General features: G+C 71.6%; 18 protein-coding genes and 4 pseudogenes. 14 read left to right on the top strand and 8 right to left on the bottom strand.

Features of this window, described 5'->3' with window-relative positions; genetic code table 11:
• Positions 1-6 precede the first annotated feature (6 nt).
• Together ACW4TU_RS08290 and mgtA are read left to right on the top strand one after the other, a co-directional pair.
• Positions 7-363 carry an ArsR/SmtB family transcription factor gene (locus tag ACW4TU_RS08290; protein WP_457426154.1) on the top strand — a complete coding sequence of 119 codons (357 nt, stop codon included), beginning with the start codon at positions 7-9 and terminating at the stop codon, positions 361-363.
• Positions 353-2,881, top strand: a complete 2,529-nt coding sequence (mgtA, locus tag ACW4TU_RS08285; protein ID WP_457426152.1) for a magnesium-translocating P-type ATPase — start codon at positions 353-355, stop codon at positions 2,879-2,881. The genes ACW4TU_RS08290 and mgtA overlap by 11 nt, the downstream gene beginning before the upstream one ends.
• Here the strand turns inward: mgtA and ACW4TU_RS08280 are convergent.
• On the bottom strand, positions 2,868-4,376 hold the full coding sequence (locus ACW4TU_RS08280; RefSeq protein ID WP_457426150.1) for an LCP family protein: 1,509 nt from the start codon (positions 4,374-4,376) through the stop codon (positions 2,868-2,870). The two genes, mgtA and ACW4TU_RS08280, sit on opposite strands and share 14 nt — an antisense overlap.
• Before the next feature lie 86 nt (positions 4,377-4,462).
• On the opposite strand from ACW4TU_RS08280, the gene tatA reads away from it, so the two are divergent.
• From tatA to ACW4TU_RS08265, 3 genes and pseudogenes are all read left to right on the top strand, one after another.
• Positions 4,463-4,753, top strand: a complete 291-nt coding sequence (gene tatA / locus ACW4TU_RS08275) for a Sec-independent protein translocase subunit TatA (RefSeq protein ID WP_457426148.1) — start codon at positions 4,463-4,465, stop codon at positions 4,751-4,753.
• Positions 4,754-4,763: 10 nt separating this feature from the next.
• A pseudogene (locus ACW4TU_RS08270) lies at positions 4,764-4,901 on the top strand (peptidase E); the annotation flags it as partial.
• 124 nt (positions 4,902-5,025) lie between these two features.
• Positions 5,026-5,592, top strand: a pseudogene (locus tag ACW4TU_RS08265) (Type 1 glutamine amidotransferase-like domain-containing protein); the annotation flags it as partial.
• Positions 5,593-5,657: 65 nt separating this feature from the next.
• Here ACW4TU_RS08265 and ACW4TU_RS08260 read toward each other — a convergent pair.
• Positions 5,658-6,074 (bottom strand): annotated as a pseudogene (locus ACW4TU_RS08260) (DUF6114 domain-containing protein); the annotation flags it as partial.
• Positions 6,074-6,805 carry a DUF6230 family protein gene (locus ACW4TU_RS08255; protein ID WP_457429978.1) on the bottom strand — a complete coding sequence of 244 codons (732 nt, stop codon included), beginning with the start codon at positions 6,803-6,805 and terminating at the stop codon, positions 6,074-6,076. The pseudogene ACW4TU_RS08260 and the gene ACW4TU_RS08255, both read right to left, overlap by 1 nt.
• A 762-nt stretch (positions 6,806-7,567) precedes the next feature.
• On the opposite strand from ACW4TU_RS08255, the gene ACW4TU_RS08250 reads away from it, so the two are divergent.
• Positions 7,568-8,227 carry a Tat pathway signal sequence domain protein gene (locus ACW4TU_RS08250; RefSeq protein WP_457426146.1) on the top strand — a complete coding sequence of 220 codons (660 nt, stop codon included), beginning with the start codon at positions 7,568-7,570 and terminating at the stop codon, positions 8,225-8,227.
• A gap of 33 nt (positions 8,228-8,260) precedes the next feature.
• Here ACW4TU_RS08250 and ACW4TU_RS08245 read toward each other — a convergent pair whose 3' ends face one another.
• A complete protein-coding gene (locus tag ACW4TU_RS08245) occupies positions 8,261-9,232 on the bottom strand; it encodes a lytic polysaccharide monooxygenase auxiliary activity family 9 protein (protein ID WP_457426144.1) in 972 nt (323 codons plus the stop codon).
• Between the two features lie 385 nt (positions 9,233-9,617).
• On the opposite strand from ACW4TU_RS08245, the gene ACW4TU_RS08240 reads away from it, so the two are divergent.
• The gene (locus tag ACW4TU_RS08240) at positions 9,618-11,417 is read left to right on the top strand and encodes a S8 family peptidase (protein ID WP_457426142.1); all 1,800 of its coding nucleotides are present in this window, start codon (positions 9,618-9,620) and stop codon (positions 11,415-11,417) included.
• A 128-nt stretch (positions 11,418-11,545) separates the two neighbouring features.
• Here the strand turns inward: ACW4TU_RS08240 and ACW4TU_RS08235 are convergent, their stop codons facing one another.
• On the bottom strand, positions 11,546-12,421 hold the full coding sequence (locus ACW4TU_RS08235; RefSeq protein ID WP_457426140.1) for an SDR family oxidoreductase: 876 nt from the start codon (positions 12,419-12,421) through the stop codon (positions 11,546-11,548).
• Positions 12,418-13,059, bottom strand: coding sequence for a ScbR family autoregulator-binding transcription factor (locus ACW4TU_RS08230; protein ID WP_457426138.1), 642 nt, complete (start codon positions 13,057-13,059; stop codon positions 12,418-12,420). Before ACW4TU_RS08230 ends, ACW4TU_RS08235 begins: the two co-directional genes overlap by 4 nt.
• Before the next feature lie 257 nt (positions 13,060-13,316).
• On the opposite strand from ACW4TU_RS08230, the gene ACW4TU_RS08225 reads away from it, so the two are divergent.
• The 5 genes from ACW4TU_RS08225 to ACW4TU_RS08205 all read left to right on the top strand — a co-directional run bounded on the left by ACW4TU_RS08225 (position 13,317) and on the right by ACW4TU_RS08205 (position 19,925).
• Positions 13,317-14,213, top strand: coding sequence for a ScbA/BarX family gamma-butyrolactone biosynthesis protein (locus ACW4TU_RS08225; protein ID WP_457426136.1), 897 nt, complete (start codon positions 13,317-13,319; stop codon positions 14,211-14,213).
• A 71-nt stretch (positions 14,214-14,284) separates the two neighbouring features.
• Positions 14,285-14,935, top strand: a complete 651-nt coding sequence (locus ACW4TU_RS08220) for a ScbR family autoregulator-binding transcription factor (protein WP_457426134.1) — start codon at positions 14,285-14,287, stop codon at positions 14,933-14,935.
• Positions 14,936-15,039: 104 nt separating this feature from the next.
• A complete protein-coding gene (locus ACW4TU_RS08215) occupies positions 15,040-16,245 on the top strand; it encodes a damage-control phosphatase ARMT1 family protein (RefSeq protein WP_457426132.1) in 1,206 nt (401 codons plus the stop codon).
• Positions 16,246-16,413: 168 nt separating this feature from the next.
• Entirely contained in the window at positions 16,414-18,567 is a 2,154-nt protein-coding gene (gene cyc2, locus ACW4TU_RS08210) for a germacradienol/geosmin synthase Cyc2 (RefSeq protein ID WP_457426130.1), read from the top strand.
• Between the two features lie 704 nt (positions 18,568-19,271).
• Complete coding sequence (locus ACW4TU_RS08205) at positions 19,272-19,925, top strand: PDZ domain-containing protein (RefSeq protein WP_457426128.1); 654 nt, start codon at positions 19,272-19,274, stop codon at positions 19,923-19,925.
• A 10-nt stretch (positions 19,926-19,935) separates the two neighbouring features.
• Here ACW4TU_RS08205 and ACW4TU_RS08200 read toward each other — a convergent pair.
• Positions 19,936-20,686 (bottom strand): annotated as a pseudogene (locus ACW4TU_RS08200) (metallophosphoesterase).
• Positions 20,687-20,876: 190 nt separating this feature from the next.
• Between ACW4TU_RS08200 and ACW4TU_RS08195 the strand changes: the two are divergent.
• Together ACW4TU_RS08195 and ACW4TU_RS08190 are read left to right on the top strand one after the other, a co-directional pair.
• Positions 20,877-22,004, top strand: a complete 1,128-nt coding sequence (locus tag ACW4TU_RS08195) for a M24 family metallopeptidase (RefSeq protein ID WP_457426126.1) — start codon at positions 20,877-20,879, stop codon at positions 22,002-22,004.
• A gap of 56 nt (positions 22,005-22,060) precedes the next feature.
• Positions 22,061-22,993 (top strand): aminoglycoside phosphotransferase family protein, encoded by a 933-nt coding sequence (locus ACW4TU_RS08190; protein WP_457426124.1) that lies wholly within the window; start codon positions 22,061-22,063, stop codon positions 22,991-22,993.
• A 37-nt stretch (positions 22,994-23,030) separates the two neighbouring features.
• Here ACW4TU_RS08190 and treZ read toward each other — a convergent pair whose 3' ends face one another.
• Positions 23,031-24,776, bottom strand: a complete 1,746-nt coding sequence (gene treZ, locus ACW4TU_RS08185; RefSeq protein ID WP_457426122.1) for a malto-oligosyltrehalose trehalohydrolase — start codon at positions 24,774-24,776, stop codon at positions 23,031-23,033.
• Positions 24,777-24,858 lie beyond the last annotated feature (82 nt).

Below are 24,858 nucleotides of genomic sequence, written 5' to 3'. Positions count from 1 at the left end.
GGCTCGGTGGTGACAGGTACGGGCAACGCCGGTTTCGACGATCCGTCCGCCGAGGTGCTGACGGAGGCCGCCGGGGCCTTCGGGCTGCTCGCCTCGCCCGCCCGGCTGCACATCGTGTGGGCGCTGGCGCAGGGCGAGAGCGATGTGACGGGGCTCGCCGAGCGGGTCGGCGGCGCGCTGCCCGCCGTGAGCCAGCACCTCACCAAGCTGAGACTCGCCGGGCTCGTACGGTCGCGACGCGAGGGGCGCCGGCAGGTGTACTTCGTCGACGACCCGGACATCGTCACCGTCGTACGGCTGCTGGTCGGGCGGCTGACCGACCGGGCCGAGGGCACCCCCGTACGGCACCTCCGTGGAGTCTGATCTCCGGACGCCGCACCGGCTCGACAGCTTCCCGCGCGCTCTGACCGACAGCGAGGCCGAGGCGCGGCTGGCGGAGGCCGGGGAGAACGTCGTTCCGGCTGCCCGGACGATCGGCCGGCCCGTCCGGTTCGTACGGAGTCTGCGCGACCCCTTCACCGCCGTACTGCTCTGCCTCGGGCTTGTCTCGGCGGCCGTCACGGCCTGGGGGACGGCCTCGGTGATCCTCTCCCTGGTCGCGGTCAGCTGTGTGCTGCGCGCCTCCGGCGAGCATCAGGCGGAACGTTTCCTCAGTGAGTTGCGCGAGCTGGTCGCCGCTACCGCGACGGTCCTGCGCCGCCCGGCGGCGGGCGGGCCGCCGCTCGCCCGGGAGATCCCGGTCGCCGAACTCGTCCCGGGCGATGTGATCCGGCTCGGGCCCGGTGACCTGGTCCCGGCGGACGTACGGCTGCTGCGCGCGACCGGGCTGACCGTGCACCAGGCGCCACTGACGGGCGAGTCGGCGCCGGTCGCGAAGGACGTACGGCCGGGTGCGGCGGACAGGAGCGGGTTCGCGCGGCCCGAACTGTGCTTCCAGGGCAGTGCCGTCGCCTCCGGGAGCGCCACCGCCGTGGTGGTGGCCACGGGGGCGCGTACGCGTTTCGCGGGCGCGCACGGGGCCGTCGTACTCCGGGACAGGAGCGCCTTCGACCGGTCGTTGCGCGGCGTCTCCCGGGTACTGATCCGGTTCATGCTGCTTGCCCCGCCGCTCGTGCTGATGGCGAGCGGGGCGCTGCGCGGGCAGGGGCCTGAGACGCTGCCGTTCGCCGTCGCGGTGGCCGTCGGGCTGACACCCGAGATGCTGCCGGTCGTCGTCAGCACGTGTCTGGCGCGCGGGGCCTCGGGGCTCGCCCGGGCGCACGGGGTCGTGGTGAAACGGTTGCCCGCGCTGCACGACCTGGGCGCGGTCGACGTCCTGTGCCTCGACAAGACCGGCACACTCACCCGGGACCGGCCATTCGTCGAACGCTCCACGGACGCCGGCGGCCGGGACGACCCCGAGGTGCTCGCGCTGGCCGCCACGGCCGCCTGGTGGACCCTCCAGCTGGCCGACCCGCCCACCCCGGACGCCCTCGACGAAGCGCTGCTGGCGGCGGCGGGACCGGCCGACGAGCGGTACGACGGGGTGGCGGCGCTGCCCCTCGATCCGGTGCGGCGGCCGGCCACGGCGGTGGTTCGGGTACGGGGCCGGCTGGGCATCCATGTCCTGGTCGCCAAGGGCGCGGTCGCGGACGTCGTCGAGCGGTGCGCCCTGGACCCCGCCGAACGGGCCCGGCTTCTCGCCCGCGCCGACGAGGAGGCGGCGGGCGGGCTGCGCCTGCTCGCCGTCGCCACCGCCGAACGGCCCGCGCGCGCCCGCGCGTGGACCCCCGCCGACGTACGCGGCCTGACCTTCCGGGGTTTCGTCACCCTGCGGGACGACCTCGCGCCCACCGCCGCCGGGGCCCTGCGCGACCTCACCGCGCTCGGCGTCGGCGTGAAGATCCTCACCGGCGACCACCCGGGCACGGCCGCCCGCGCCTGCCACGAGCTGGGCCTCGATCCGGGGGAGGTCGTGGACGGGGACACGGTGGTCGGCCTCGGTGACGTCGAACTGGCGGACCTGGTCAGGCGTACGACCGTCTTCGCGCGCTGCGCGCCCGCGCACAAGGCCCGGATCGTCGCCGCGCTGCGGGCCGGCGGGTACACCGTCGGCTTTCTCGGGGACGGGGCGAACGACGTGCCCGCGCTGCTCGCCGCCGACGTGGGGATCGCGCCGCGCGCCGCCGTCGGCGTGGCCCGCGAGAGTGCCGACGTCGTCCTCGGGAAGAAGGACCTCGCCGCCGTCGCCCACGCCGTCACGGCCGGGCGGCACAGCGGCGGCAACATCGCCACGTATCTGCGCGTCACACTCTCCTCGAACCTCGGCAACGTCGTCGCGATGCTCGCCGCCGGGCTCCTGCTGCCCTTCCTGCCGATGCTCCCGGCCCAGGTCCTCGCACAGAACCTGTGCTTCGACACCGCCCAACTCGCCTACGCCTACGACCGGCCCGCGCCCGGCGCCCTGGCCCGCCCGGCCGTTCTGCGCTCCCGGGACCTCCTGCGCTTCCTCGGCGGCTTCGGCGCGCTCAACGCCGTCGCCGACCTCGCGACCTTCGCCGTGCTCGCCCTCGCGCCGCACGGGCCCGACGCCCTGGACGACCGGGCCGTCTTCCACTCGGCCTGGTTCACCGAGAACCTGCTCACCCAGGCTGTGGCCATGCTGCTGCTCCGTGGCGGCGGGGGCCGGGTCACGGGAGCCGTCGGCCGGGCGGCGGCCGGGCTCGCCGCCGTGGGGCTGCTGCTGCCGCTCTCGCGGCTCGGCCCGCCGCTGGGGCTGGCGGGGCTGCCGGGGCCGTACTACGCGCTTGTGGCGGTCGTGCTGGGGCTGTACGGGGGTGCCCTGGCCGTCGCCCGGCGGTGGCGGTTCCCGGCGCGGGCCGCCCGGGTCAGCCGTAGCTGAGGTTCGAGCAGGGGTTGTCGTCCGCCGAGCGGGCTCCCTCGCTGACGTCCTTCGGGATGGCGGTGGGCTGCGGGGCGACTGTGGAGCCGCCCTTGTACGACTGTCCGACGACCACGTTGACGCCCGGCGCCGTCACCGGCTGGATGGCCGCGCCGGGGAAGACCCGGGCCGCCGTCTGGGCGTCGGCCTTGTGCCCGGGGCCGTACTCGATGACGGTCGCCGCGTGGTCCTGGCGGCTCGCGGTCGCTGTGCCGGTGACCGTGAAACCGTCGGAGGTCAGCTCGGCGGCGGCCTTCGCGGCGAGGCCCGTGACGGTGGTGCCGTTGTAGACGGTGACGGTGATTCCCCTGCCGGACACGGGAGTCGCGGCGGGCGTGGGACGGGCGCTCGGCGAGGCCTTCTTCCTGCCGCTCGCGTCCTTGCCGTCCAGGGTGCGGTCCGCCTTGAGGGCGGCCCAGAGGTCGCTCGCGTCGGGTTCGACGATCGCGACGCGCGCACCCTGGTACCGCCAGGGGATGGTGACGAACTTCGTGTTGTGCAGGTCGATGTCCTTCAGCGTCATCGCGAAGGAGATCAGCTTCTGGGCGGAGCCGAGACCGGGGTCCACGGTCAGGGACTTGGTGGCCGCGTCGGCGAGCGGGAGCAGCTTGGCCGGGCTCAGACCGTTGCTCTTCACCTCCTTCAACAGGCTTGCCACGAAGGCCTGCTGGCGCTTGATACGGCCTATGTCGGAGCCGTCGCCGATGCCGTGCCGGATGCGGACGTAGTCCAGCGCCTTCTGCCCGGAGACCGTCTGCTCGCCCTTGCCGAAGAGGAGCTTGCCGCGCGTGGTGCGGTTGGGGTTCAGATCGCGTTGGTACACGTTCTGGGGGAGGCACACCTTCACCCCGCCCACCACCTCGGTCAGCGAGGCGAAGCCCTTGAAGTCGACGACGACGGTGTGGTCGACGCGCAGACCCGTGATGCTCTCGACCGTGTTCTGGGTGCACGCGGGGTTGCCCTTGGCGGTCTCGCCGACCGAGTAGGCCTCGTTGAACTTGACGCCCTGCCGGGCGGTCGTCCACTTGCCGTCGGGCAGCTTGCAGGGCGGGATGGTGACCAGGCTGTCGCGGGGTATGGAGACGGCCACGGCGTTCTTGTGGTCGGCGTAGATGTGCAGCAGGAACGCGGTGTCGGAGCGGCCGATGTCGTTCACGTCGCCGCCGCCGAGCCTGGCGTTGCCGTCGTTGCGTGCGTCCGAGCCGATGACCAGGACGTTCTCGCCCTTGGACGAACCCGCGGCGGGCCGGTTGTCCGAGATGCCGCCCGCGTCGAAGGTCTTGATGTCACCGTTCAGCTTCAGGTAGACCCAGCCGGCGCCGGCCGCGAGGAGCAGCAGGAGCGAGAGGAAGATCGCCAGTGCCAGCCGCCCACGCCGACCCGGCTTGCGCCGCCGGCTGCCCGCGGCGGACCGGGCTCGCGGGGGTACGGCAGGCCTGCTCGTGCTGGTGGTCATCGGCGCCCTTCTCACGTCTCACCCTGGTTGTACAGTTGCGCAAAGTGGCAACTGTTGTGTGAGACGAAGGAAAGGGCGGTGAGGTTGTGCTCCGGAACGGACTGGAACCCTGGCACCTGCTGGTCGTGGCGATCGTGGTCATCGTGTTGTTCGGCTCGAAGAAGCTGCCGGACACGGCACGCGCCCTCGGCCGCTCGATGCGCATCCTCAAGAGCGAGGCGCACGCGCTGAAGTCCGACGGGTCGGCGAGCGGGTCGGCGCGGGAGGAATCCTCGCAGGTGAGCGGCGGTTTCGCTGCCGAACCTGCCGACCATCGGACCGAGCCGGTTGTCGCCGAGCCGGTCGCCGACCGCCGGGAGCCCGTCGCCGATCGATAAGATCATCCGGATGCCCGCTTCTGAACCGACCATCCGCGCGACCTCCGGCGGACGCCGAACCGGCGGCCGGACCATGGTGGCGTTCGACGCCCTCGTGTATCACGCCGTCGACCTCTCCGGCGCCCACGGCCGCGGACCGCGTGTCCTGTAGGTCGGTACGGCCATCGGGGACGCCGAGCGTCACTCAGGATGCCTGGCTTCCCTCGCTGGTCAGGCCTGCTGACCTGCTTTTCTGCTGGGGGTCCGGGGGTCGTCCCCCGGGGGATTGCAGTACCGCCCGTATGGGCGAGGCCGCCCGGGTCGCGGGCTTCGACCTCACACCGCTGCAGCTCTTCCCCATGCCCAACCTGAACGACGTCGAGGGCACGGTGCTCGAACAGGACGTCGTCCGGGTCATGGGCGGCTCGGTGGCGAACCTGCTTGCGGTGTGGCGGGTGCACGGCCTCGACCGGATCATGCGGCGCGCCTGGGAGGCCGGCGTGGTGCTCAGTGGAGTGAGCGCGGGCTCCCTCTGCTGGTTCAGAGGGGGCACCACGGACTCCTTCGGCCCCGGACTCCGGCCGCTGACCGACGCGTTGGGCTTCCTGCCGTACGGCAACGGAGTGCACTACGACAGTGACGCGGGCCGCCGCCCGCTGGTCCACCGGCTCGTCGCCGATGGCACCCTGCCCACCACGCACTGCACCGACGACGGGGTCGGCCTCGTCTACCGAGGGACCGAACTCGTCGAAGCGGTCGCGGAGTTGCCGGGCAGGAGTGCCTACATCGTCAGGTGTGAGGGTGACGCGGCGGTGGAGGAGCGCATCGAGCCACGCAGGCTGCCTTCGCCGTCTTCGTGACCGTCGTCCGCCGCTGCCGGCCCGGTGGAATCCATGGATTCCGTCGCGTCAGGGGCCGCCATGGCGGCCTTGCCCTGCTGCTTCTCCTTGCGCCGCCGGCGGCGGCTGACACGCGGTTCCTGGTCGGGAAGCCAGCCGAAGGCCATGCAACTGCCCACGGCTCCCAGCGCGAGTCCCACGAAGAAGCCACCGAGGTTCGAGGTGACCCACGTGCCCAGCGTCAGCATGATGCCGACGATCGAGTAGAACAGGCGCTGCGCGGGGTTGAAGAGGATCAACAGACCGCACACGACCATCAGCGCCGGCAGCATGAAGCCGGCCAGGCCCTGCATGCCCAGGTGCACGACGATCTTCAGGGAGACCTTCATCGTGACGAGGATCTCCACCCCGCCCAGGGTGAGCAGCAGCCCGCCCAGGAACGGACGGTGGGCCCGCCAGTTTCTGAAGGCGGGCCCCACCCCCTCATGCTCGATGCCGGACATCAGCAACCCGACTCGCTGAAGCTGAGCTTCAGCCCGGGCAGCTTGAACACGGCTGCCGTGGTGGCGTAGTTGGTCGACACCAGGTTGGCGATACGGACGGTGTCCGCCTGCTGACTGAAGACGCCGGCCGGACCCTTGACGCCTGCCTTGCTGAGCGTGCTGGCGTCGTTGCCGATCTCGATGTTGGTGAAGGACGCGTCGCCCGCCTGCTCGGTGCCGTCGAGCGTCAGGTCGGTCGCGGACACCGGAGTGCCGTTGCCGCCCGCCTTGATCAGCAGGTTGATGCCGCCGAGGTCGACGCTCTGGCACAGCTTGGTGATCGTCGCGGTCTTGATCGCGGTGGTGATGACCAGGACCTGGCCGCCGGTGTCGCCCTCGTTCGGGCTGCCCTCGATCATGTGGTCGAGGGCGCCGAACTGCTCGAAGCCTTCGCCCTTCATCTCGGTGGCGGTGACCTTGAACGGCATGCCCGAGATGGCGAACTGAACGCCGAGGGCGCCCTGTGCGGTGAGAACCGCGAGCGTGGCGGCGACCAGGGTGGCCGGCACCGCCATCACGGCGGCACGCCGCGCACGGACCCGCCCGCGTCGTTCGGTGCCCTTTCCGGCACCTTCGAAGAATTCGGACACGTTGGTGGATCCCGCGTCCCCGGCGCCCTCGGAAGCGTTACCGCTTCCTGGCTGCTCGGGGCTGGATCCGGCGGACGACGAGGCGTCCGAGGACGAGGCCATGGCTGCTCCCAGTACATAGTCAACTGCGTCAATGCTGGTCACGCTTCAGTGGCACGTTGTCCTGGCGCGGACAGCGGCTGCGGCGTACGTCTCCTCGCAACTCCCGGCGGTTGCAAGGGCTTTCACGGTTACGCCCCAGTAGCCGCCGAGGAAGTTACCCGTGGTTACTTTCTAGGGTCAAGGGAGTTGTGGAAAAAGGGTGCGGATTATGCTCCACCTGTGACTTCACGGGGTGATCGAAGGCCGTTCGGGGGGTCCCAAGGGCCCTCGGGGGAGTACCGGAGGGGTGTCGCACGGGTCGAGGACGCGCGCCGAAGCCCAAGGGGAAGCCGGCCGGGAAGTTCGCCGGTAAGCATCAACTTCCGTCCAATGTCTTGACGTTGACGGTTCCTCAGGTCTAGAACTCGACCTGGTTTCCCCGGATCCGTGGCGCCGGATCCGCAGCGATGCCAGTCATCGCTCTTCCCGGACTCACAGCTCATTCCGCAGTCCGCCTCCGAGGCACCGGCATGGCCGTTTCCCCCCTGGGCCACCGCCGGTTCGCCCTGTCCCGCCCGGTCCGGCAGGAAGCCTCCCTCCAAGCCTTCCTGCCGGCTACCGGCCGGTTGTCGTTGCCGGTCCGTCACGTACGGAGAAGGCGTCACGGGCCGGCAACGGCGTCATTCCCGCGTCCTTCATGCGTTCCGCACGCGTACTTTCGCGTGCCCCGACCTCTTCGACCACCCCTCAACACCCCCAGTTCCAGAAAGAGGCACCCGCATCATGCGTACTCGCACCCGCTCCGCCCTCGCCCTCGCCGCCGCCGTCGCCGGGCTCTCGGTCGCCGCGGTCACCCCCGCGTCCGCCGCCGACACCGTCCTCACCATCAACAGCGCGGCCGGCGACGCCGTCGCCGTGGGCGATGTCCTCAACGCCTCGCTCGCCACCGGCACCACCGCCACGCTCTACTCCAGCGCGACCGGCACCAGCGGTGTCTCGTGTGCGGCGTCGACCTTCACGGCTGCGGTCACCGACAACCCCGCTGCGCCCGGCAGTGCCACCGAGTCGGTCACCGCGCACACCTTCGGCACGTGCACCAGCAATGTCCTGGGCGTGCTCGGGGTGACCAGCGTGACCGTCAACAACCTGCCGTACACCACCGTGGTGGGCTCCGACGGCTCCGTCTCCGTCACCCCGGCCGCGGGCTCCGTCATCCAGACGACCGTCGTGCTGCGCACCCTGCTGGGCAGCATCAACTGCGTCTACCAGGCTCCCAGCCTGACCGGTACGACCGGCGCCGCCGACAACAGCATCAACTTCACCGCCCAGGCGTTCACCAAGACGTCGGGTTCGTCGCTGTGCTTCAGCAGCGGCTACTTCACCGCCAAGTACGCCCCGGTGACGGACGTGACGCAGGGCGGCGCCACGGTCTTCGTCAACTGACGAACCGTCAATGAACGTCTGGGCTGCCGGTGTTCACCGGCGGCGCAGACGCAGAGCGAGGGCGGCGACCACGGCGAGCAGTACCGCCGCGGCGCCGGCCGCGACCAGGTGCCGTGACCCGGTGCTGTCGGTGGCCGACGCCACCGGCGTGCCGGCCACGGTGCTCCCGGTCTGTGGGGCGGCGGAGTCGGCGGACTCCGCCGCCCGTCCCGTTTCCCCGGTCCGTTCAGGCTGCGCGGTCGGATCGGCCGAAGCGGTGGGCGCGGCAGACCTGGACTGCGCCGCGGGGGAGGCGGTGGCGGTCGGCACGGAGGCGCCGGTGCCGCCAGAGGTGTTGGCAGTGCTCTTCGCTTTCGGGAAAACCACGTCCGAGCACGAGTAGTACGTGTCCGCCGTACTGGAGTTCTGCCAGATCGTGTACAGAACATGGTGGCCGGTACGGTCGGACGGCAGCGTCATCCCGATGCGGTAGGCGTCGCCCGTCATCGCGGGGTCCTTGACCTCGGCGAACGGCCGGTCCGGCAGGTCGGACCAGTTCAGCGGGCCCGACGGGTCGTACCCGGGCTTCGTCAGGAACATCCTGAACGTGCCGGTGTGCGGGATCGTCGAGCGGTACGTCATCGTCAGCCGCGCGCCCGGCGCCAGTGTGGTCGAGGGCCAGTCGGCGCGCGCGAGGTCGAGTCCCCGGTAGGCGGGCAGCCCGCCGCTGCACAGTCGGCCGTCGGGGATCACCGCGCGGTCCCGGCCGTTCACGTCCGCGACCCGCAGGTTGTCCCAGAAGGTGAAGGGCGCCCCGCCGTTCGCCGCGACCGCCGCCCGGCAGGCCGCCGTTCCGGCCAGGCTGCCGCCGTCGGGGGAGCAGGCGTAGGCGCGACTGACCGGCGAGGTCGGGGCGCCGTGCGCCTGGGCGGGACCCGCCGCCGACAACGTGAGCAACAGCGGCGCCGCGAAGGCGGCGGTGCCGGCGAGTACGGCGGCCGAGAGAGTACGGCGCTGGGCGGTCATCCGGGAATCTCCTCGACCAGGGGAAACAGGTCTGCTTTGGGGCAGTACGGGAAGCGGGCGGGCCGCGTTCAATCGGCGGGTGGCGCAGGCAATCCCCCGAAACTTGCCCAACCCGGTCAACCGGCCGTCATACAGGGTCGGTTTCCGGCGTTCGAGGGTGTGGATTTGGCCTGATCGAGGGTTTCCCCTGTATCCGGATGACCTCCTCTTTGCCTACTGTTCCACCACAGCCGCCCCACAGGTAACCCCGCACGGGCCGCTCGCGCTTGGCCGGCCGCCGCGCCGCTTTTCGAACCGCACCCCCCGCCGCTTCGACGACGAAGCGATTCGCCCGCCACTCCCCGCTGCCCGCGCCGCCCGGAGTACGGCCCCGAAAGGCAAGCCCTTGCGTACTTCACCCACCCGTGCCACGGGGCGGAAGCTGATATCCGTCGCCGCGGTCTCCGCCGCCCTCGTTGCCGCGGCCACCACCTCGGTCGCCGTGGCCCAGGAGCCCGTCGCCCCCGGCGCCACCCTGGACGCCGCGCAGGCGGTCGCCGCCCCGGCCGAGCGGCTCATCGTCGGCTACAAGACCGGAGCGGCCGAGGCCACGTCGAACCAGGCCGCCGACGCCGACGCCACCGCCAAGGGCAAGGAGGCCGGCGAGAACCTGGACTTCCAGCGCCGCCTGGGCACCGGCGCGGCCCTCGTCGACCTGGGCGAGGAGCTCAGCAGGACGGACGTCGCCGACGTCATCGCCCAGTACGAGGCCGACCCGCAGGTCGCCTACGTCGTGCCGGACCGCCTCAACAAGCCGATGGCGGACCCGAACGACACCGAGTACGCCAAGCAGTGGGACCTGTTCGAAGCGACCGCGGGCATGCGCGTCCCGGGCGCCTGGACCACCGCGACCGGCACCGGCGTGACCGTCGCCGTCATCGACACCGGCTATGTCACGCACTCCGACGTGGCCGCGAACATCGTCGCAGGCTACGACTTCATCGCCGACTCCGCGGTCTCCGTCGACGGCGACGGCCGCGACAGCAACCCGGCCGACCCCGGCGACTGGTACGCCGCCGGCGAGTGCGAGCAGACCGCGGGCAGCAACTCCTCCTGGCACGGCACGCACGTCGCGGGCACCATCGCAGCCGTCGCCAACAACAGCAAGGGCGTCGCGGGCATCGCGTACAACGCGAAGATCTCCCCGGTCCGCGCGCTCGGCAAGTGCGGCGGCTACGACTCCGACATCATCGACGCGATCACCTGGGCGTCCGGCGGCACCGTCTCCGGTGTCCCGGCCAACACCAACGTCGCCAAGGTCATCAACATGAGCCTCGGCGGGGGCGGCGCCTGCTCCTCGGCGACGCAGAGCGCCATCACCGGCGCCGTGAACCGCGGCACCACGGTGGTCGTCGCGGCCGGCAACGAGAACGCGAACGCCTCCACGTCCAACCCGGCGAACTGCAACAACGTCATCACCGTCGCCGCGACCGGACGCACCGGCGCCCGGGCCTCGTACTCCAACTACGGCTCCGTCGTGGACATCTCGGCCCCCGGTGGTGAGATGAGCACCGGCACCGCCAACGGCATCCTCTCCACGCTGAACTCCGGCGCGAAGACCCCGTCCACCGAGTCGTACGCCTACTACCAGGGCACCAGCATGGCCACCCCGCACATCGCGGGCCTGGTCGCGCTGATGAAGTCGGCGAACCCCTCGCTCACCCCGGCCCAGATCGAGACGGCCATCAAGAACAACGCCCGTGCCCTGCCCGGCAGTTGCTCGGGCGGCTGCGGTGCGGGTCTGGCCGACGCGGCCAAGACCGTGCAGGCCGTGAGCGGCACCGGCGGCGGCACGACGGGGACCGTCTTCTCCTCCAGCACCGCCGTCTCCGTCCCGGACAACGGCTCGGCCGTCGAGTCCTCGATCGCTGTCACCGGCCGGACCGGCAACGCCCCCTCGGCCCTCCAGGTCGGCGTCGACATCACCCACACCTACCGCGGTGACCTGGTCATCACCCTGGTCGCGCCCGACGGCACGACCTACCCGCTGAAGGCCTCCAGCACCTCGGACTCCGCCGACAACGTGAACACCACGTACACGGTGGACGCCTCCAGCGAGACGGCCAACGGGACCTGGAAGCTGCGCGTGCAGGACGTGGCCGCCTCGGACACCGGCAAGATCAACAGTTGGAAGCTCACCTTCTGAACCTCCGGGTTCTCCGGGTGAATCACCCGTCGGCGCAAGTGAACTGACGGTGTGACAGAAACGGGCGGGTCGGCCGGCGTGGATGGACGCCGACCGACCCGTCGCTCTATGTGTGCCCCCGCGCTTTGTCACTCGGCTGTCGGCGGCCACATCCGGTCGCGAAACTCCGCCAGATGCTCCGCCGCCCACTCCCGGTAGCCGCGCGCCGGTCGGCCGAGCAACTCCGCCACCGCCGGTTCCACCTGCCCCTTCGATCCGTCCCTCGCCCGCGCGGCACTCTCCGCGAGGGCGCGGGCCACCGGCTCCGGATACCGTGCGAGCAGCCCCTGCAGCACCTGATGCTCCGTCAGTTCGACGAACTTCAGCGGGCGTTGCAGCAACTCGCCCAGGATCTCCGTCTGTTCCGCCGCGGTGACCCCGGCGGGCCCGGTCAGCGCGTACGCCCGCCCGGCGTGCCCCTCCGGGTCCGAGAGCGCCCGTACCGCCACGTCGGCGATGTCCCGCGGGTCGACGTTCGCGTTCCGCGAGGTGCCGTCGGGGCCCCGGACGACCCCCTCCTCCCGGACGGAGCGGGCCCAGCCCAGGGTGTTGGACATGAAGGCGCGCGGACGCAGGAAGGTCCACGCCAGGCCGGAGGCGCGCAGGAGCTCCTCGTTGTACCGCTGCCACCGTGTGATCAGGTCGGTGGCCCCGGGGTCGGTCACCGCCTGGGCCGACAGCTTCACCACCTGAGGCACCCCCGCCGCCCGGGAGGCCGCCACGAAGTTCTCGTCCTGGGCCGGCGCCAGCGGGTTCGCGGTGACGAGCAGAGCGGACCGTACGCCGGCCAGCGCCGCGCGCAGCCCGGCAGGGTCGTCGAAGTCCCCGCGCACCACCTCGATTCCGGGACCGGCGAGGGTGACGCGGTGCGGGTCACGGGTGAGCAGGCGCAGCGGGCCGGTGCCCGCCAGGCGTTCGGCGACCAGCCGACCGACGGTGCCGGTGGCCCCCGTCAGCAGAATCACGGGACGGGGACCGCGGAGAGGATGCGGACGCCGCGGTCGGCCCGGCTGTCCAGGCCGAGCAGGAGCCCCGGTACCGCGATGCCGGGCAGGATGTGGGACCACAGGACCGAGATGCGGTGCGCGAGGTCCGCCCGGTTGGTCAGGGCCCGCGACATCAACTGGATGCCCGCGAAGCCGCCCACCAGCAGCTCCACCGTGTCCCGCGGCTTCACCGTGGGCAGCAGCTCACCCTGGGCACCGGCCTGTTCCATGAGCACGATCAGCCGCTCCCCCCACTGCCGGAACGGTCCGGTGTGGTCGACCCCGGGGGGTGTCGCCTGGTCCACCGTCAGCCGCACGCTGCCTCGCAGCAGGGAGTCGGTCAGCAGCCGCTGCGCCACGACGAACGTCATGTCGATGATCTCCTGCAGCTTGCAGGGCTGTTCCGGGACCGTGCCGAACGGCACTTGCTCGTCCAGTACCGCCTGCGCGAGCGATTCCTTGGAAGGGAAGTGGAAGTACAGAGCGCCCTTGGTGACATCGGCCCGCTCCAGCACCATCGAGATGGTGGTGGAGGTGTAGCCGTTCTCGTCGAAAACCGCGCCCGCGGCTTCCAGGATCACTCTGCGCGTCCTGATGGCGCGCTCCTGCTTCGCCATAAGAGCCCCTCCCCGGCGCCCGGTTGGCCGGTGTCCGTATCAGTGCCGAGTCGATGCCGTGCTGTTCGTGACGGCGTGTCGTCAGGTGCGCCGGAACCGCCGATCATAGGGCCGCGCCGACTGATCTCGTTGAAAACAAACCGGTCGCCTCGTACTCTATCGCTCACCTAAGCGGGCGCCTTTCCGTCTGCCACGCCATACGGGGGACCGAGGGAGAGACATTGCCTCCAGTGCCGCAGTCTGCCGAAATCCCACTCATGACGGCGGGTGTTCCGCGCCAGCTCGTGCACCGCGCGTCGATCGCGGAGACGTTCCCCACTGGTTGGTCCCGCACGGAAACCGACCGGTTCAGCGTCTCCGCACAGTGGCCGCGTGTCCACTGTTTACACGTGTCGCCGGACCGGACGACATACGATCCGCTGCTTGTCGTGGAGACCGTGCGGCAGGCCGGAACGCTGCTCAACCACACCGCGTACAAGGTGCCGTTGGACCACCGGTTCGTCCTCCAGGAGTTCCGGATCACCACGTTCCCCGAGCACCTGGGCGTGGGGTCGGTGCCGGCCGAGCCCACCGTCGACATCACCTTCTCCGACATCCGTCATCGGGGCAAGCGCCTGGTCTCGGCCCGCTACGAGGCCGACGTACGGCTGGGCGGTGAACCGGTCGCACGCGCCGACGTCGCCTTCACCTGCACCAGCGGCGCCGTCTTCAGCAGGCTGCGCGGTGGGCGTACGGCGGCCACCGTGACCGCGCTGCCCGTTCCGCCGGGCCTGCCCGCCGCCGACGTGGGGCGGGAGTCGGCTGCGGACGTGGTCCTGGCCCGGCCTCGACAGGGCGAAGGTCACTGGCAGTTGCGAGTCGATACCGGTCATGCTGTTTTCTTCGACCATCCCCTGGATCACATACCGGGCATGCTGCTCCTGGAGTCCGCCCGGCAGGCCGTGCTGGCGCGGACGGGCCCCGGCAGAGACCTGATACCCGTGTCCTTCGACACGACCTTCCACCAGTTCGCCGAACTGGACCTGCCCACCTGGATCGAGTCGACGGACGAAGGCGGCGGGGCCCTGAAGGTGGTGGGAACACAGGAGGGGCGCACGGTTTTCGAGTGTGTGGTGGGCGCCGTAGAACGGTCGGCTATCTTGTACAGGGAGTGAGAAACAAACGGCATATCCCGTTTTTCTCAGGGGAGTTCGGGAGCACCGGTAGGTGGGGAGGGGTGTCGCCGATGGCGAGGCAGTTACGCGCCGAGCAGACCCGCGCGACGATCATCACGGCCGCGGCCGACCTGATCGACCGCCATGGATACGAATCGACCAGCCTGAGTGACATAGTCGAGCACGCCCATGTCACCAAGGGCGCCCTCTACTTCCACTTCGCGGCGAAGGAGGACCTGGCCCACGCCATCCTGGAGATCCAGTCCAGGACCTCCCGGCGGATGGCCAGAGACATCGACGGCCGCGGCTACTCCTCGCTCGAAACGCTGATCCGCGTCACGTTCGGGATCACCAGGATGGCCGTCGAGGGTCCGATCGCCAGGGCGGGGCTGCGTCTGGCCGCCGGTGACGTCACCGTACGACCGCCGCTGCGACACCCGTTCCGCGAGTGGTCGGAGATGGCCTCCGGCAAACTCCTCGGCGCGGTCAAGGAGTCCGACGTACACCCGGACGTCGACGTCGACGCGATGGCGCACTCCCTCGTCAGCTTCTTCGTCGGCAGCCGCGTGGTCAGCCGGGCGGTGGAGCCGGTGGCGCGCCAGCCCCGCCGGACGGCGGACATGTGGCGGCTCACCATCCGGGCACTGGTGCCCACGCCCAGGCGGGCGCGGTATCTGGGCCTGGTGGCGCAGCTGGAGCGGGAGACACGGGCGATGGCGTGAGACGGGCGGGGCGGGCCCTCTGATCCGGTGGGGGTTTCGGACCGCCCCGCCTTCGCCCGATGATGTCCCGGGCCGCGTGTTTTCCGGACGGTACGGTGAGGCGCATGCCTGCCTCCGACTCCGTGTCCCCGCCCGTGATCCTCGGCAACGAGCCGGGCTCGTTCCCCTGGAGCGTGCTGGCCGAACGGCATCCCGCGCTCATCCAGAAGGTGCGGGACGCCTTCCCGTACGGCCCGGAGCAGCACCGCGCGCTCGACGCCCTCCTCAAGAACTGCGCCGAGGGTGTCGTCGAACCGCTCCCCGCCGGCGCCGAGGACCGGGAACAGTGGGAGGAGTGGGGCACCCGGGAGTACGCGGGCCGGTCCTGGTTCGACGTGCCGTGGCTGTGGGCGGAGGGTTACTTCTACCGCCAACTCCTCGAAGCGGTCGGATACTTCGGTGGCGGCGGGGGTGGCACGGGTGAGGGTGCCTGGCGTGGGATCGACCCGTTCCGCCCTTTCAAGCTCGCCGAACTGGACGCCCCCGAGACCGACGAGGAGCTGGCCGCGCTCGACGACCTGGTGGGCGGGCCGGAGGAGGAGCAGGCGCGCGCCCTGCTCCACGGGTCGCTGTGGGGCAACCGGGCCGACCTCGGCTTCCGGCTCTCCGGCGCGGACGAGGGAGGGGAGGCGGCTGGACTCGTCGCCGACGACAGCGAGGCCCTCTGGTCGCTGCTCCGGCCCGCCCGATCCGACGCCGGCACGGTGTGTCTGGTCGCGGACAACGCCGGCCGCGAACTCGTCCCCGATCTCCTCCTCCTGGACCACCTGCTGACCCGCGGGTACGCCGAACGCGCCGTCCTGCACGTGAAACCGCACCCGTACTTCGTCTCCGACGCGACCACCGCCGACGTGGTCGACGCCCTGCGCCGGCTGATCCGGGCGCCGGGGGAGGCCGCCGCGTACGGCCGCCGTCTCTGGTTGGCGATGGCCGAGGGCCGGCTCGTGGTCCGCGCCCACCCCTTCTCCTGCGCCCCGCTCCCGTACACGGCGATGCCCGGCGGTCTTCGCGAGGACTTCGCCTCGGCGACGGTCACCCTGATGAAGGGCGACCTGAACTACCGCCGCCTGGTCGGTGACCGTCTCAGGCCCCCCACCACGCCGTTCGCGGACGTCACCACCTACTTCCCCGGCCCGGTGGCGGCCCTGCGCACCCTGAAGTCGGACGTGATCGTCGGCCTCGACGCCCGTACCGAGTCGGCACTCGTCGCCGCGGAGGGGCAGCGCTGGCGGACGAGCGGTACGCGTGCGGTGATCCAGGTGGCGGTGTAGTCGTCGCAGTCGCAGTTGTTGAAGTCGTTGGAGTCCCCTCGGTCCTCGCATGTCGAGTGAACTCACAACGCCGGTCCGGAATCCCGGAATCGGTCCTGATTCACGCGATGGTGTGATCATGTCCTGCCCCGAGGATGGCGCGTCCGGGGCGCGGGTAGGGCCCCGCCCATGACACAGCCGTTCGTACTCCCGCACTTCTACATGCCGTATCCCGCGCGGCTGAACCCGCATCTGGACGAGGCGCGCGCCCATTCGACCGTCTGGGCACGGGAGATGGGAATGCTGGAGGGCTCAGGCGTCTGGGAGCAGTCCGACCTCGACGCGCACGACTACGGGTTGTTGTGCGCGTACACGCACCCCGACTGCGACGGACCCGCCCTCTCGCTCATCACCGACTGGTACGTGTGGGTGTTCTTCTTCGACGACCACTTCCTGGAGGTCTTCAAGCGCAGCCAGGACCGCGACGGCGGCAAGGCCTATCTGGACCGGCTGCCCCTGTTCATGCCGCTCGACCTCTCGACTCCCGTACCCGAGGCGCGGAATCCGGTGGAGGCGGGCCTCGCCGACCTGTGGGCGCGCACGGTTCCGTCGATGTCCGTGGACTGGCGCAGGCGGTTCGCGGTCGCCACCGAGCATCTGCTGAACGAGTCGATGTGGGAACTGTCCAACATCAACGAGGGACGGGTCTCCAACCCCGTCGAGTACATCGAGATGCGCCGCAAGGTCGGCGGCGCGCCCTGGTCGGCGGGGCTCGTGGAGTACGCGACCGCCGAAGTGCCCGTGTCCGTCGCGGAGTCGAGGCCGCTCAGGGTGCTGATGGAGACCTTCTCCGACGGCGTCCACCTGCGCAACGACCTGTTCTCCTACCAGCGGGAGGTCGAGGATGAGGGCGAGCTCAGCAACGGCGTGCTCGTCCTGGAGACCTTCTTCGGGTGCACGACCCAGGAGGCCGCCGACACCGTCAACGACATCCTCACCTCACGGCTCCACCAGTTCGAGCACACCGCGCTCACCGAAGTACCCGCGGTGGCCCTGGACAAGGGCCTCACGCCGGACCAGGTCGCCGCGGTGGCCGCGTACACGCGCGGGCTGCAGGACTGGCAGTCCGGCGGCCACGAGTGGCACCTGCGCTCCAGCCGGTACATGAACGAAGGGGCCCTGGAGGAGTCGCGGCCGTTCGGAGTCGGCGGGTTCGGCACGTCCGCCGCCAACATCGGCGCGCTCCTGGCCTCGGCCGGCGCCGAACGCCTGCGCGCCTACACGCACGTGCCCTACCAGAAGGTCGGTCCGTCCCTGCTGCCGGATTTCTACATGCCGTTCGGGCTCACTCTGAGCCCGCACCTGGACGGCGCCCGGTCCCGTCTCGTCGACTGGTCGCACGGCATGGGCATCCTCCAGGAGGGCGTCTGGGACGAGGACAAGCTCGCCGCGGCCGACCTGCCGCTGTGCGCGGCCGGCATCCACCCGGACGCGACGGCCGACGCCCTCGACCTCAGCTCCGCCTGGCTGGCCTGGGGCACCTACGGCGACGACTACTACCCCCTCGTCTTCGGCCACCGCCGTGACCTGGCGGCGGCCCGTCTGTGCACCGAGCGCCTCTCCGCCTGCATGCCCATCGAGGGCGACGGGTTCCCCGTTCCGGTCAACGGCATGGAACGCGGCCTGATCGACCTGTGGCGGCGCACCACGGTCGGGATGACCGCCGAGCAGCGGCGCACGTTCCGTGCCGCGGTGGACGTGATGACCGAGAGCTGGGTGTGGGAACTGGCCAACCAGATCCAGAACCGTGTCCCCGACCCGATCGACTACCTGGAGATGCGCCGCGCCACCTTCGGCTCGGACCTCACGATGAGCCTGTGCCGCGTCGGCCACGGCCGGACCGTCCCGCCGGAGGTCTACCGCAGTGGGCCCGTCCAGTCGCTGGAGAAGGCGGCCGCCGACTACGCGTGCCTGATCAACGACGTGTTCTCCTACCAGAAGGAGATCGAGTACGAGGGCGAGATCCACAACGGCATCCTCGTCGTCCAGAACTTCTTCGGCTGCGACTACCCGACCGCGCTCGGCATCATCCACGATCTGATGACCCAGCGCATGCAGCAGTTCGAGCATGTCGCCGCCCATGAATTCCCCGTCCTGTACGAGGACTTCAGGCTCACGGAGGAGGCGCGCGCGACCATGGACGGCTATGTGGCCGAACTGCGGAACTGGCTGGCCGGCATCCTGAACTGGCACCGGGAGGTCCCCCGCTACAAGGCCGACCACCTGGCCAACAGGTCCCACGGCTTCCTGCCGGACCGCAGTTCACCAGTGCCGGTCGGCTGAGGGCTCCCTGCCCGCCGGTCGGCAGTCGGCCGGGAGTCCGGGGCCGGTCCCGCGCGCGTGCCTCCCGGCCGGCGTCCGGGGCCGGCCCCGCTGTCCGTCGGCCGAGGTCGCGGATCCGCTCCGTCGTCTCCTCGGCGAGTTCCCGTACTCCCGTGGCGGCGGCGTTCCCCGAGAGGTCGCCGAGTGCCGCGTCGGCGGAGGTCGGCAGGGCGCGAGCCTCCTCCGGAAGTTCCGCATCGGCCGGCCGGCCGACGGGCGGGTCAGGGCGTAGGGCTTTTCGGCGATGGAACGGCCGAGGTTCACCCCGTGCAGAGCCGCAGGGAAGTGTCCCGGGGGCCGGTCGGTGTGGCGTGCGGGGTCCTCGACGCGGCCGTGGCCCGCGGCAGCAGACCCACCTCCCGCGTGAAGGGGGGCCGGCATCGGACGGGCCGACACCGGCCTCCGGGCCGGGTCCTGGAGGCCGGCGGACAGACGCCGGGCGCGGACGCGGCCCGTTCGGTGGCGGAACAGCTCTGTCGCCGCAGTCTCAGCCGCAGCCGGAGGGCGTGAGGCGGTCATTCCGCAGACCGCAACAGCGGACCGTCCTCTGGACGCGCCGTGTTCGGACGCCTATGGCTGCCCATGTCCGACCCCGCGTCAGTCTCACTCGTTCGTGGCTCGTGGTGCGCCTGTGCGCCGGGTAGAGCACCTGGCGGAGGCGAACCATGGAACAGACTGCGCTGCGTCCCAAGCCGATGCCCGGTCAGGAACCGGCCGGCGGCACCACATCCCGCCCGGCCCGGCGCCCGCATGCCGCGCGCCGGCGCGGCCGACGGGTGACGACCCTTCTGCTGGGCCTGTTCATCGCGACCGTCCTGGTTCTCGCGGGGGTCGGCCTCGGCACGCTCGGAGCCACGGTGATCGGCATGAGCAAGCTCGCGGACCTACGGCGAGAGGCGGGAGAGGGCGGGGACAAGGGGCGGCCGGGGGAGCGGGCAGGTGCGCGGGGCGGCGCGCCCGCAGGGGCCGATTCCCCTTCCCGGCCCGCTTCCGGTGCGGGCCCTTCCAAGTCGCCCTCGGGCAGCGCGAGCTCGGCCTCCTCGCCCTCGGCCGTGACCTCGACGCTCGGTGTCGAGGCCGTGGACGCCGAGAAAGCGGGAGCCCTGCTCGTCGGCGTCCATGTGCCTGGCCCGGGCTACACCGCCGGCCTTGTCCGGGGCGACGTACTCCTCGCGTTCGGCGGGACCCGGATCGACTCGGCCTCCGATCTCGCCCGTGTGGTCGCCCACGCCCGTCCGGGTTCGGGGATCACCCTCACGGTCCTGCACCGCAGCGGCGGCTACCAGCAGCTGGTGGCGATTCCGGGCGTCGTCATCTGACCGCCCTCCCTCACGCGGCCATCCTGAAATGGCTGGTCAGCCGCCCGCTGTCGTCCAGCTCACGAAAGGCGAGGCCGACCGGCGCGTCCCGGTCCGCGGCATTCTCGCCCTTCCAGGGCGCCGGAGGGTCCAGGTCGCCCCCGGCCGACGAGCAGCGGCCGGCCGGCGAAAGTCGTGGCCGCCGGTGTGTGCGTGGCCGGTGATGAGCCCGGCGATCTGCGGCCGGAGCCTCATCAGGGCGGCCGGTCCGCCGGGTCGGTCCAGCCGGCAGGCGTCCGGGAGCGGGTGGTGCAGGGCGACGGGCGGAGGGTGGAAGGTGAGCAGCGCCCGGGACGCCGTCGTCCAGTTCGTCGAGCGTCCCGTCGATCCAGTCGTACGTCTCGTCGTCGAGGGCGCCTTCGTCGCTGCCCGGCACGCTGGAGTCGCACATCAGGACGGCGGCGTCGTCGAAGACGTGCGCGCTGTTGACCGGCCGCTCGGTGGCGGGCAGTCCGATCAGCGCCTTGCGGTAGGGCGCGCGGCTGTCGTGGTTGCCCGCGCAGGTGGGCGCCGGGAAGGGCGCGTCGCCGGTGCGCAGCCCGAGGATGTGCGCTGCCTCCTCGTACTCGGCCTCTGTGCGTGGTCCGCGATGCCCCCGGTCACCAGCAGCGCGTCCGGGTGCCCGGCAGCTCCCACCGCCGGTCGCGCACCTGTTCGGCGCGCGCCGTCGACCGCGCGGTTCTGTCGAGGTGCAGATCGCTGATGTGAGCGAGTACGAGCATGACCTTCCGCCTCCCGTAATGGTTCGGGTGGATCTAAGCGTTAGATCTAATGGTTGCTCAACTTCCATCCGTTAGTTTGAGGGGGCGGGGCAGGTGACGCGGGTGGTGGGGGCCGTCAATGGGCTCGCGCCGCCCCGTGCATCCGGGCAGGATGCTGCCCGTAGCCCCTTGCCGTCTCATGGAGGCCCGGATGACCGGCAGCACGCCCGCGCCCTTCACCGCCGACGACTACCGGGCCCGGATGCGGCGCGCCGCACGGGCGGCCGAGGACGCGGGCCTCGCCGGGCTCCTGGTGGCACCCGGACCCGACCTCGTCTGGCTCACCGGCTACGCGCCGACCGCGGTCACCGAACGCCTCACCCTGCTCGTACTGGCCGCCGGACAGGACCCGGTCCTGGTGGTCCCCGCCCTGGAGGCCCCGGACGCGGCACACGCGGCGGGCGCGCCCGCCCTGACCCTGCGCGACTGGACCGACGGCAAGGACCCGTACGCGGCCACCGCGACCCTCCTCGACGCGGCGGGCCGCTTCGGGGTCAGCGACAACGCCTGGGCACTGCACCTGCTGGCACTCCAGCAGGCGCTGCCCCGCAGCACCTACGTCTCCCTCAGTGAGGGACTGCCGATGCTGCGCGCGGTGAAGGATTCGGCGGAACTGGCACGCCTGGCAGCCGCGGGCGCGGCTGCGGACGCAACGTACGAGGAGATCCGGAAGGTTCCCTTCGGCGGACGCCGGGAGAGTGACGTCGCGGGCGATCTGGCCGATCTGCTGCGGCGGTTCGGGCACTCCCAGGTCGACTTCACGATCGTCGCCTCCGGCCCCAACGGCGCCAATCCGCACCACGAGGCCGGCGACCGCGTCATCGAGCACGGCGACATGGTCGTCCTCGACTTCGGCGGCCTTCTGCAGGGCTACGGCTCCGACACCTCCCGCACGGTCCACGTCGGCGAACCGGACGCCGAACAGCGCCGGGTCCACGACATCGTGCGCGAGGCCCAGGAGGCGGGCTTCCGGGCCGTGCGGCCCGGCGCCGCGTGCCAGGACGTCGACCGGGCGGCCCGCGCGGTCATCACCGGGGCCGGGTACGGCGAGTACTTCATCCACCGCACCGGCCACGGCATCGGCGTCACCACGCACGAGCCGCCGTACATGATCGAGGGTGAGGAACTGCCCCTCGTCCCCGGCATGTGCTTCTCCGTCGAGCCCGGTGTCTACCTGCCCGGACGCTTCGGCGTACGCATCGAGGACATCGTCACGGTCACCGAGGACGGCGGCCGGCGCCTCAACAACACGACCCGAGAGCTGGTCACAGTGGACTGACCGCACACCAGGAGCCCACCCCCGCCCCCACCCCCTCGGACGACAGCGGCGCGACCATGACCCAGGCACCGACACCCACCGCGGACACCGTCCGCCGACTGGTCCGTTCCCTGCTCGCGGACGGCACCGTCGGCACGGGCGGACCCGACGTCCGGCCCGCCGACGCGGACCGCACCACCTGGTGGGTCGGCTCCCGGCACGTACTGCGCCTGGCCCCCGACCGTGAGGCGTCCGCGCGACTGCGCCGCGAACCGCGCCTGCGCGACCTCGTACGCCCGCACATCGGCGTCGCCGTCCCCGTCGCCGTGGCGCACGGCGAGTGGGCCGACGGGCTGGCCTACACGCTGGACACCAGGGCGCCCGGCGGCTCGGCCGAGGAGCACGACGTCTCCGCCGTCGGCGAGGCCGACCTGGCCGCACTGCTCGCGGGGCTGCGCGAGGTGCCCGTACGCCAGGCCGAGACACTCGGTGTGCCGCGGGTCGGGCCACGATCCCTGGAGGCGCTGCGCCGGGCCGCCGAAGGCGCGGCCGAACGTCTCGCCGCGGCCGACGAGTTCGACCCCTCGCGGCTCCACCAGCTGACCCCGTCCGCGACCACGCAGCTCGCCGCACAGGCCGGTACGGCGGTCCTCGTCCACCATGACCTCAGGGGCGAGCACCTCGTGGTGAGCGCCGACGGGCGGGTGCGCGGCATCCTCGACTGGACCCACGCGGTCGTCGGCGACCCGGCCGAGGACATCGCCCGCCTCGCCCTCGCGGTCGGCTCGCCCGCCGCCGTACGGGCCGCCACCCTCGCCGGGTACGGGGCCCGCCCCTGTCTGCGCGGCCTGTGGCTCGCCCGCTGCGACACGGTCGTCCGGCTCGCCGAGAGCCTCGCCGGCCGCGAGGCCGGCCCGCTGCCGCTGCTCAGAGTCCAACTGCGGCGCGCGTGGGAGGCGATCCTGCTGGAGCGGGTGACGGAACTGCGCGAGGAGGACGAGCAGGGGTAGTTCGCACCACCACCGGCTTACCCCGGCTCACTCGGGCTCACCCCTGCTCCAGCACCACGCAGGACTCCCCGGGAACGTGCAGCAACCCGTCGGCGCCCGGCAGTTCGACCGGTTCCCAGGCGGCCAGCACCCGCGCCCGTCGCGGGCCCAGGGGGATCGCCGCCGACTTCGGGGCGAGGTTCGCCACGACACGTACGTCACCGCGCCGGAAGGCGAGCCAGCGGGCCTCCTCGTCGTACGCGACCTTGATGTCCGACAGGTCCGGGTCCGTGAGGTCGGGCTGGGTGTGGCGCAGGGCGATCAGGTCCCGGTACCAGGACAGCACGCGTGCGTGCGGCCCGCGTTCGGGCTCCGACCAGTCGAGGCAGGAACGGTCACGGGTCGCCGGGTCCTGAGGGTCCGGCACATCCTCCTCGGCCCAGCCGTGCGACGTGAACTCCCGCCGCCGGCCCCGCCGTACGGCCTCCGCGAGCTCCGGGTCGGTGTGGTCGGTGAAGAACTGCCACGGGGTGCCCGCCGCCCACTCCTCGCCCATGAACAGCATCGGCGTGAACGGCCCGGTGAGCATCAGGGCGGCGCCGCAGGCGAGCAGCCCGGGGGAGAGGGAGGCCGAAAGGCGGTCCCCCTGGGCGCGGTTGCCGACCTGGTCGTGGGTCTGCGTGTAGCCGAGCAGCCGGTGCGCGGCGACGCCGGTGCGGTCGAGCGGGCGGCCGTGCGCACGGCCCCGGAAGGACGAGTACGTGCCGTCGTGGAAGTAGCCGCCCGAGAGCGTCTTGGCGAGCGCGGCGAACGGGGCCCGCGCGAAGTCCTCGTAATAGCCCTGCGACTCACCGGTCAGTGCCGTGTGCAGGGCGTGGTGGAAGTCGTCGCTCCACTGCGCGTGCAGTCCGAGACCGCCGCCCGCGCGCGGGGTGACGATCCGCGGGTCGTTGAGGTCGGACTCGGCGATCAGCGACAACGGCCGGCCCAGGTCGGCGGCGAGGGCGTCCACGGCCTTCGACAGCTCCTCCAGGAAGTGACACGCGCGCGTGTCCCGCAGCGCGTGCACCGCGTCCAGCCGCAGTCCGTCGATCCGGTAGTCGCGCAGCCAGGCCAGCGCGCTGCCGAGCAGATACGCGCGCACCTCGTCCGAGCCGGGCGCGTCCAGGTTCACCGCGGAGCCCCAGGGTGTCTGATGCGTGTCCGTGAAGTACGGGCCGAAGGCGGGCAGATAGTTGCCGGACGGTCCCAAATGGTTGTGCACGACGTCCAGGACCACGCCGAGACCGAGGGCGTGCGCCCGGTCGACAAAGCGCTTCAGCGCCTCGGGTCCGCCGTACGGTTCGTGCACGGCCCACAGCGAGACCCCCTCGTACCCCCAGCCGTGCCGCCCCGGGAACGGGCACAGCGGCATCAACTCGACGTGGGTGACGCCCAGTTCCACGAGGTGGCCGAGCCGCTCGGCCGCCGCGTCCAGCGTGCCCTCCGGCGTGTACGTGCCGACGTGCAGCTCGTACAGGACCGCGCCCGGCAACGCGCGCCCCGCCCACTCGGTGTGCCAGGTGTGGCGCCCGTGGTCGACGACGGCGCTCAGCCCGTCCGGACCGTCCGGCTGGCGGCGCGAGCGTGGGTCCGGCAGCACGGGGCCGTCGTCCACGGCGAAGCCGTAACGCGACCCGTCGCCGGCCTCGGCCTCGCCGGACCACCAGCCCGTGCGCTCGGGATCGCGCTCCAACGCGCGCGTGCCCGAGTCGCACTGGAGCGTCACGCGACCGGCCTGCGGTGCCCACACCTCGAAGTGCACGGACCAATCCCCTTACTGTGCCGAGTGGTGCTCACCGGGACGTAGCCCGTCCCATGGTGCTTCAAACGCCGACGGTCCGCGC

The organism is Streptomyces kryoterrae (assembly GCF_054072135.1).
This window is presented reverse-complemented; position numbering and strand designations above follow the sequence as displayed.

Coding starts and splice junctions, on each gene's coding strand:
- ACW4TU_RS08195 (WP_457426126.1), top strand. CDS start 20,877: ATGACCGGCAGCACGCCCGCGCCCTTCACCGCCGACGACTACCGGGCC.
- cyc2 (WP_457426130.1), top strand. CDS start 16,414: ATGACACAGCCGTTCGTACTCCCGCACTTCTACATGCCGTATCCCGCG.
- ACW4TU_RS08230 (WP_457426138.1), bottom strand. CDS start 13,059: ATGGCGAAGCAGGAGCGCGCCATCAGGACGCGCAGAGTGATCCTGGAA.
- ACW4TU_RS08255 (WP_457429978.1), bottom strand. CDS start 6,805: ATGGCCTCGTCCTCGGACGCCTCGTCGTCCGCCGGATCCAGCCCCGAG.
- ACW4TU_RS08250 (WP_457426146.1), top strand. CDS start 7,568: ATGCGTACTCGCACCCGCTCCGCCCTCGCCCTCGCCGCCGCCGTCGCC.
- ACW4TU_RS08245 (WP_457426144.1), bottom strand. CDS start 9,232: ATGACCGCCCAGCGCCGTACTCTCTCGGCCGCCGTACTCGCCGGCACC.
- ACW4TU_RS08280 (WP_457426150.1), bottom strand. CDS start 4,376: ATGACCACCAGCACGAGCAGGCCTGCCGTACCCCCGCGAGCCCGGTCC.
- ACW4TU_RS08190 (WP_457426124.1), top strand. CDS start 22,061: ATGACCCAGGCACCGACACCCACCGCGGACACCGTCCGCCGACTGGTC.
- ACW4TU_RS08220 (WP_457426134.1), top strand. CDS start 14,285: ATGGCGAGGCAGTTACGCGCCGAGCAGACCCGCGCGACGATCATCACG.
- ACW4TU_RS08205 (WP_457426128.1), top strand. CDS start 19,272: ATGGAACAGACTGCGCTGCGTCCCAAGCCGATGCCCGGTCAGGAACCG.
- ACW4TU_RS08215 (WP_457426132.1), top strand. CDS start 15,040: ATGCCTGCCTCCGACTCCGTGTCCCCGCCCGTGATCCTCGGCAACGAG.
- ACW4TU_RS08225 (WP_457426136.1), top strand. CDS start 13,317: ATGACGGCGGGTGTTCCGCGCCAGCTCGTGCACCGCGCGTCGATCGCG.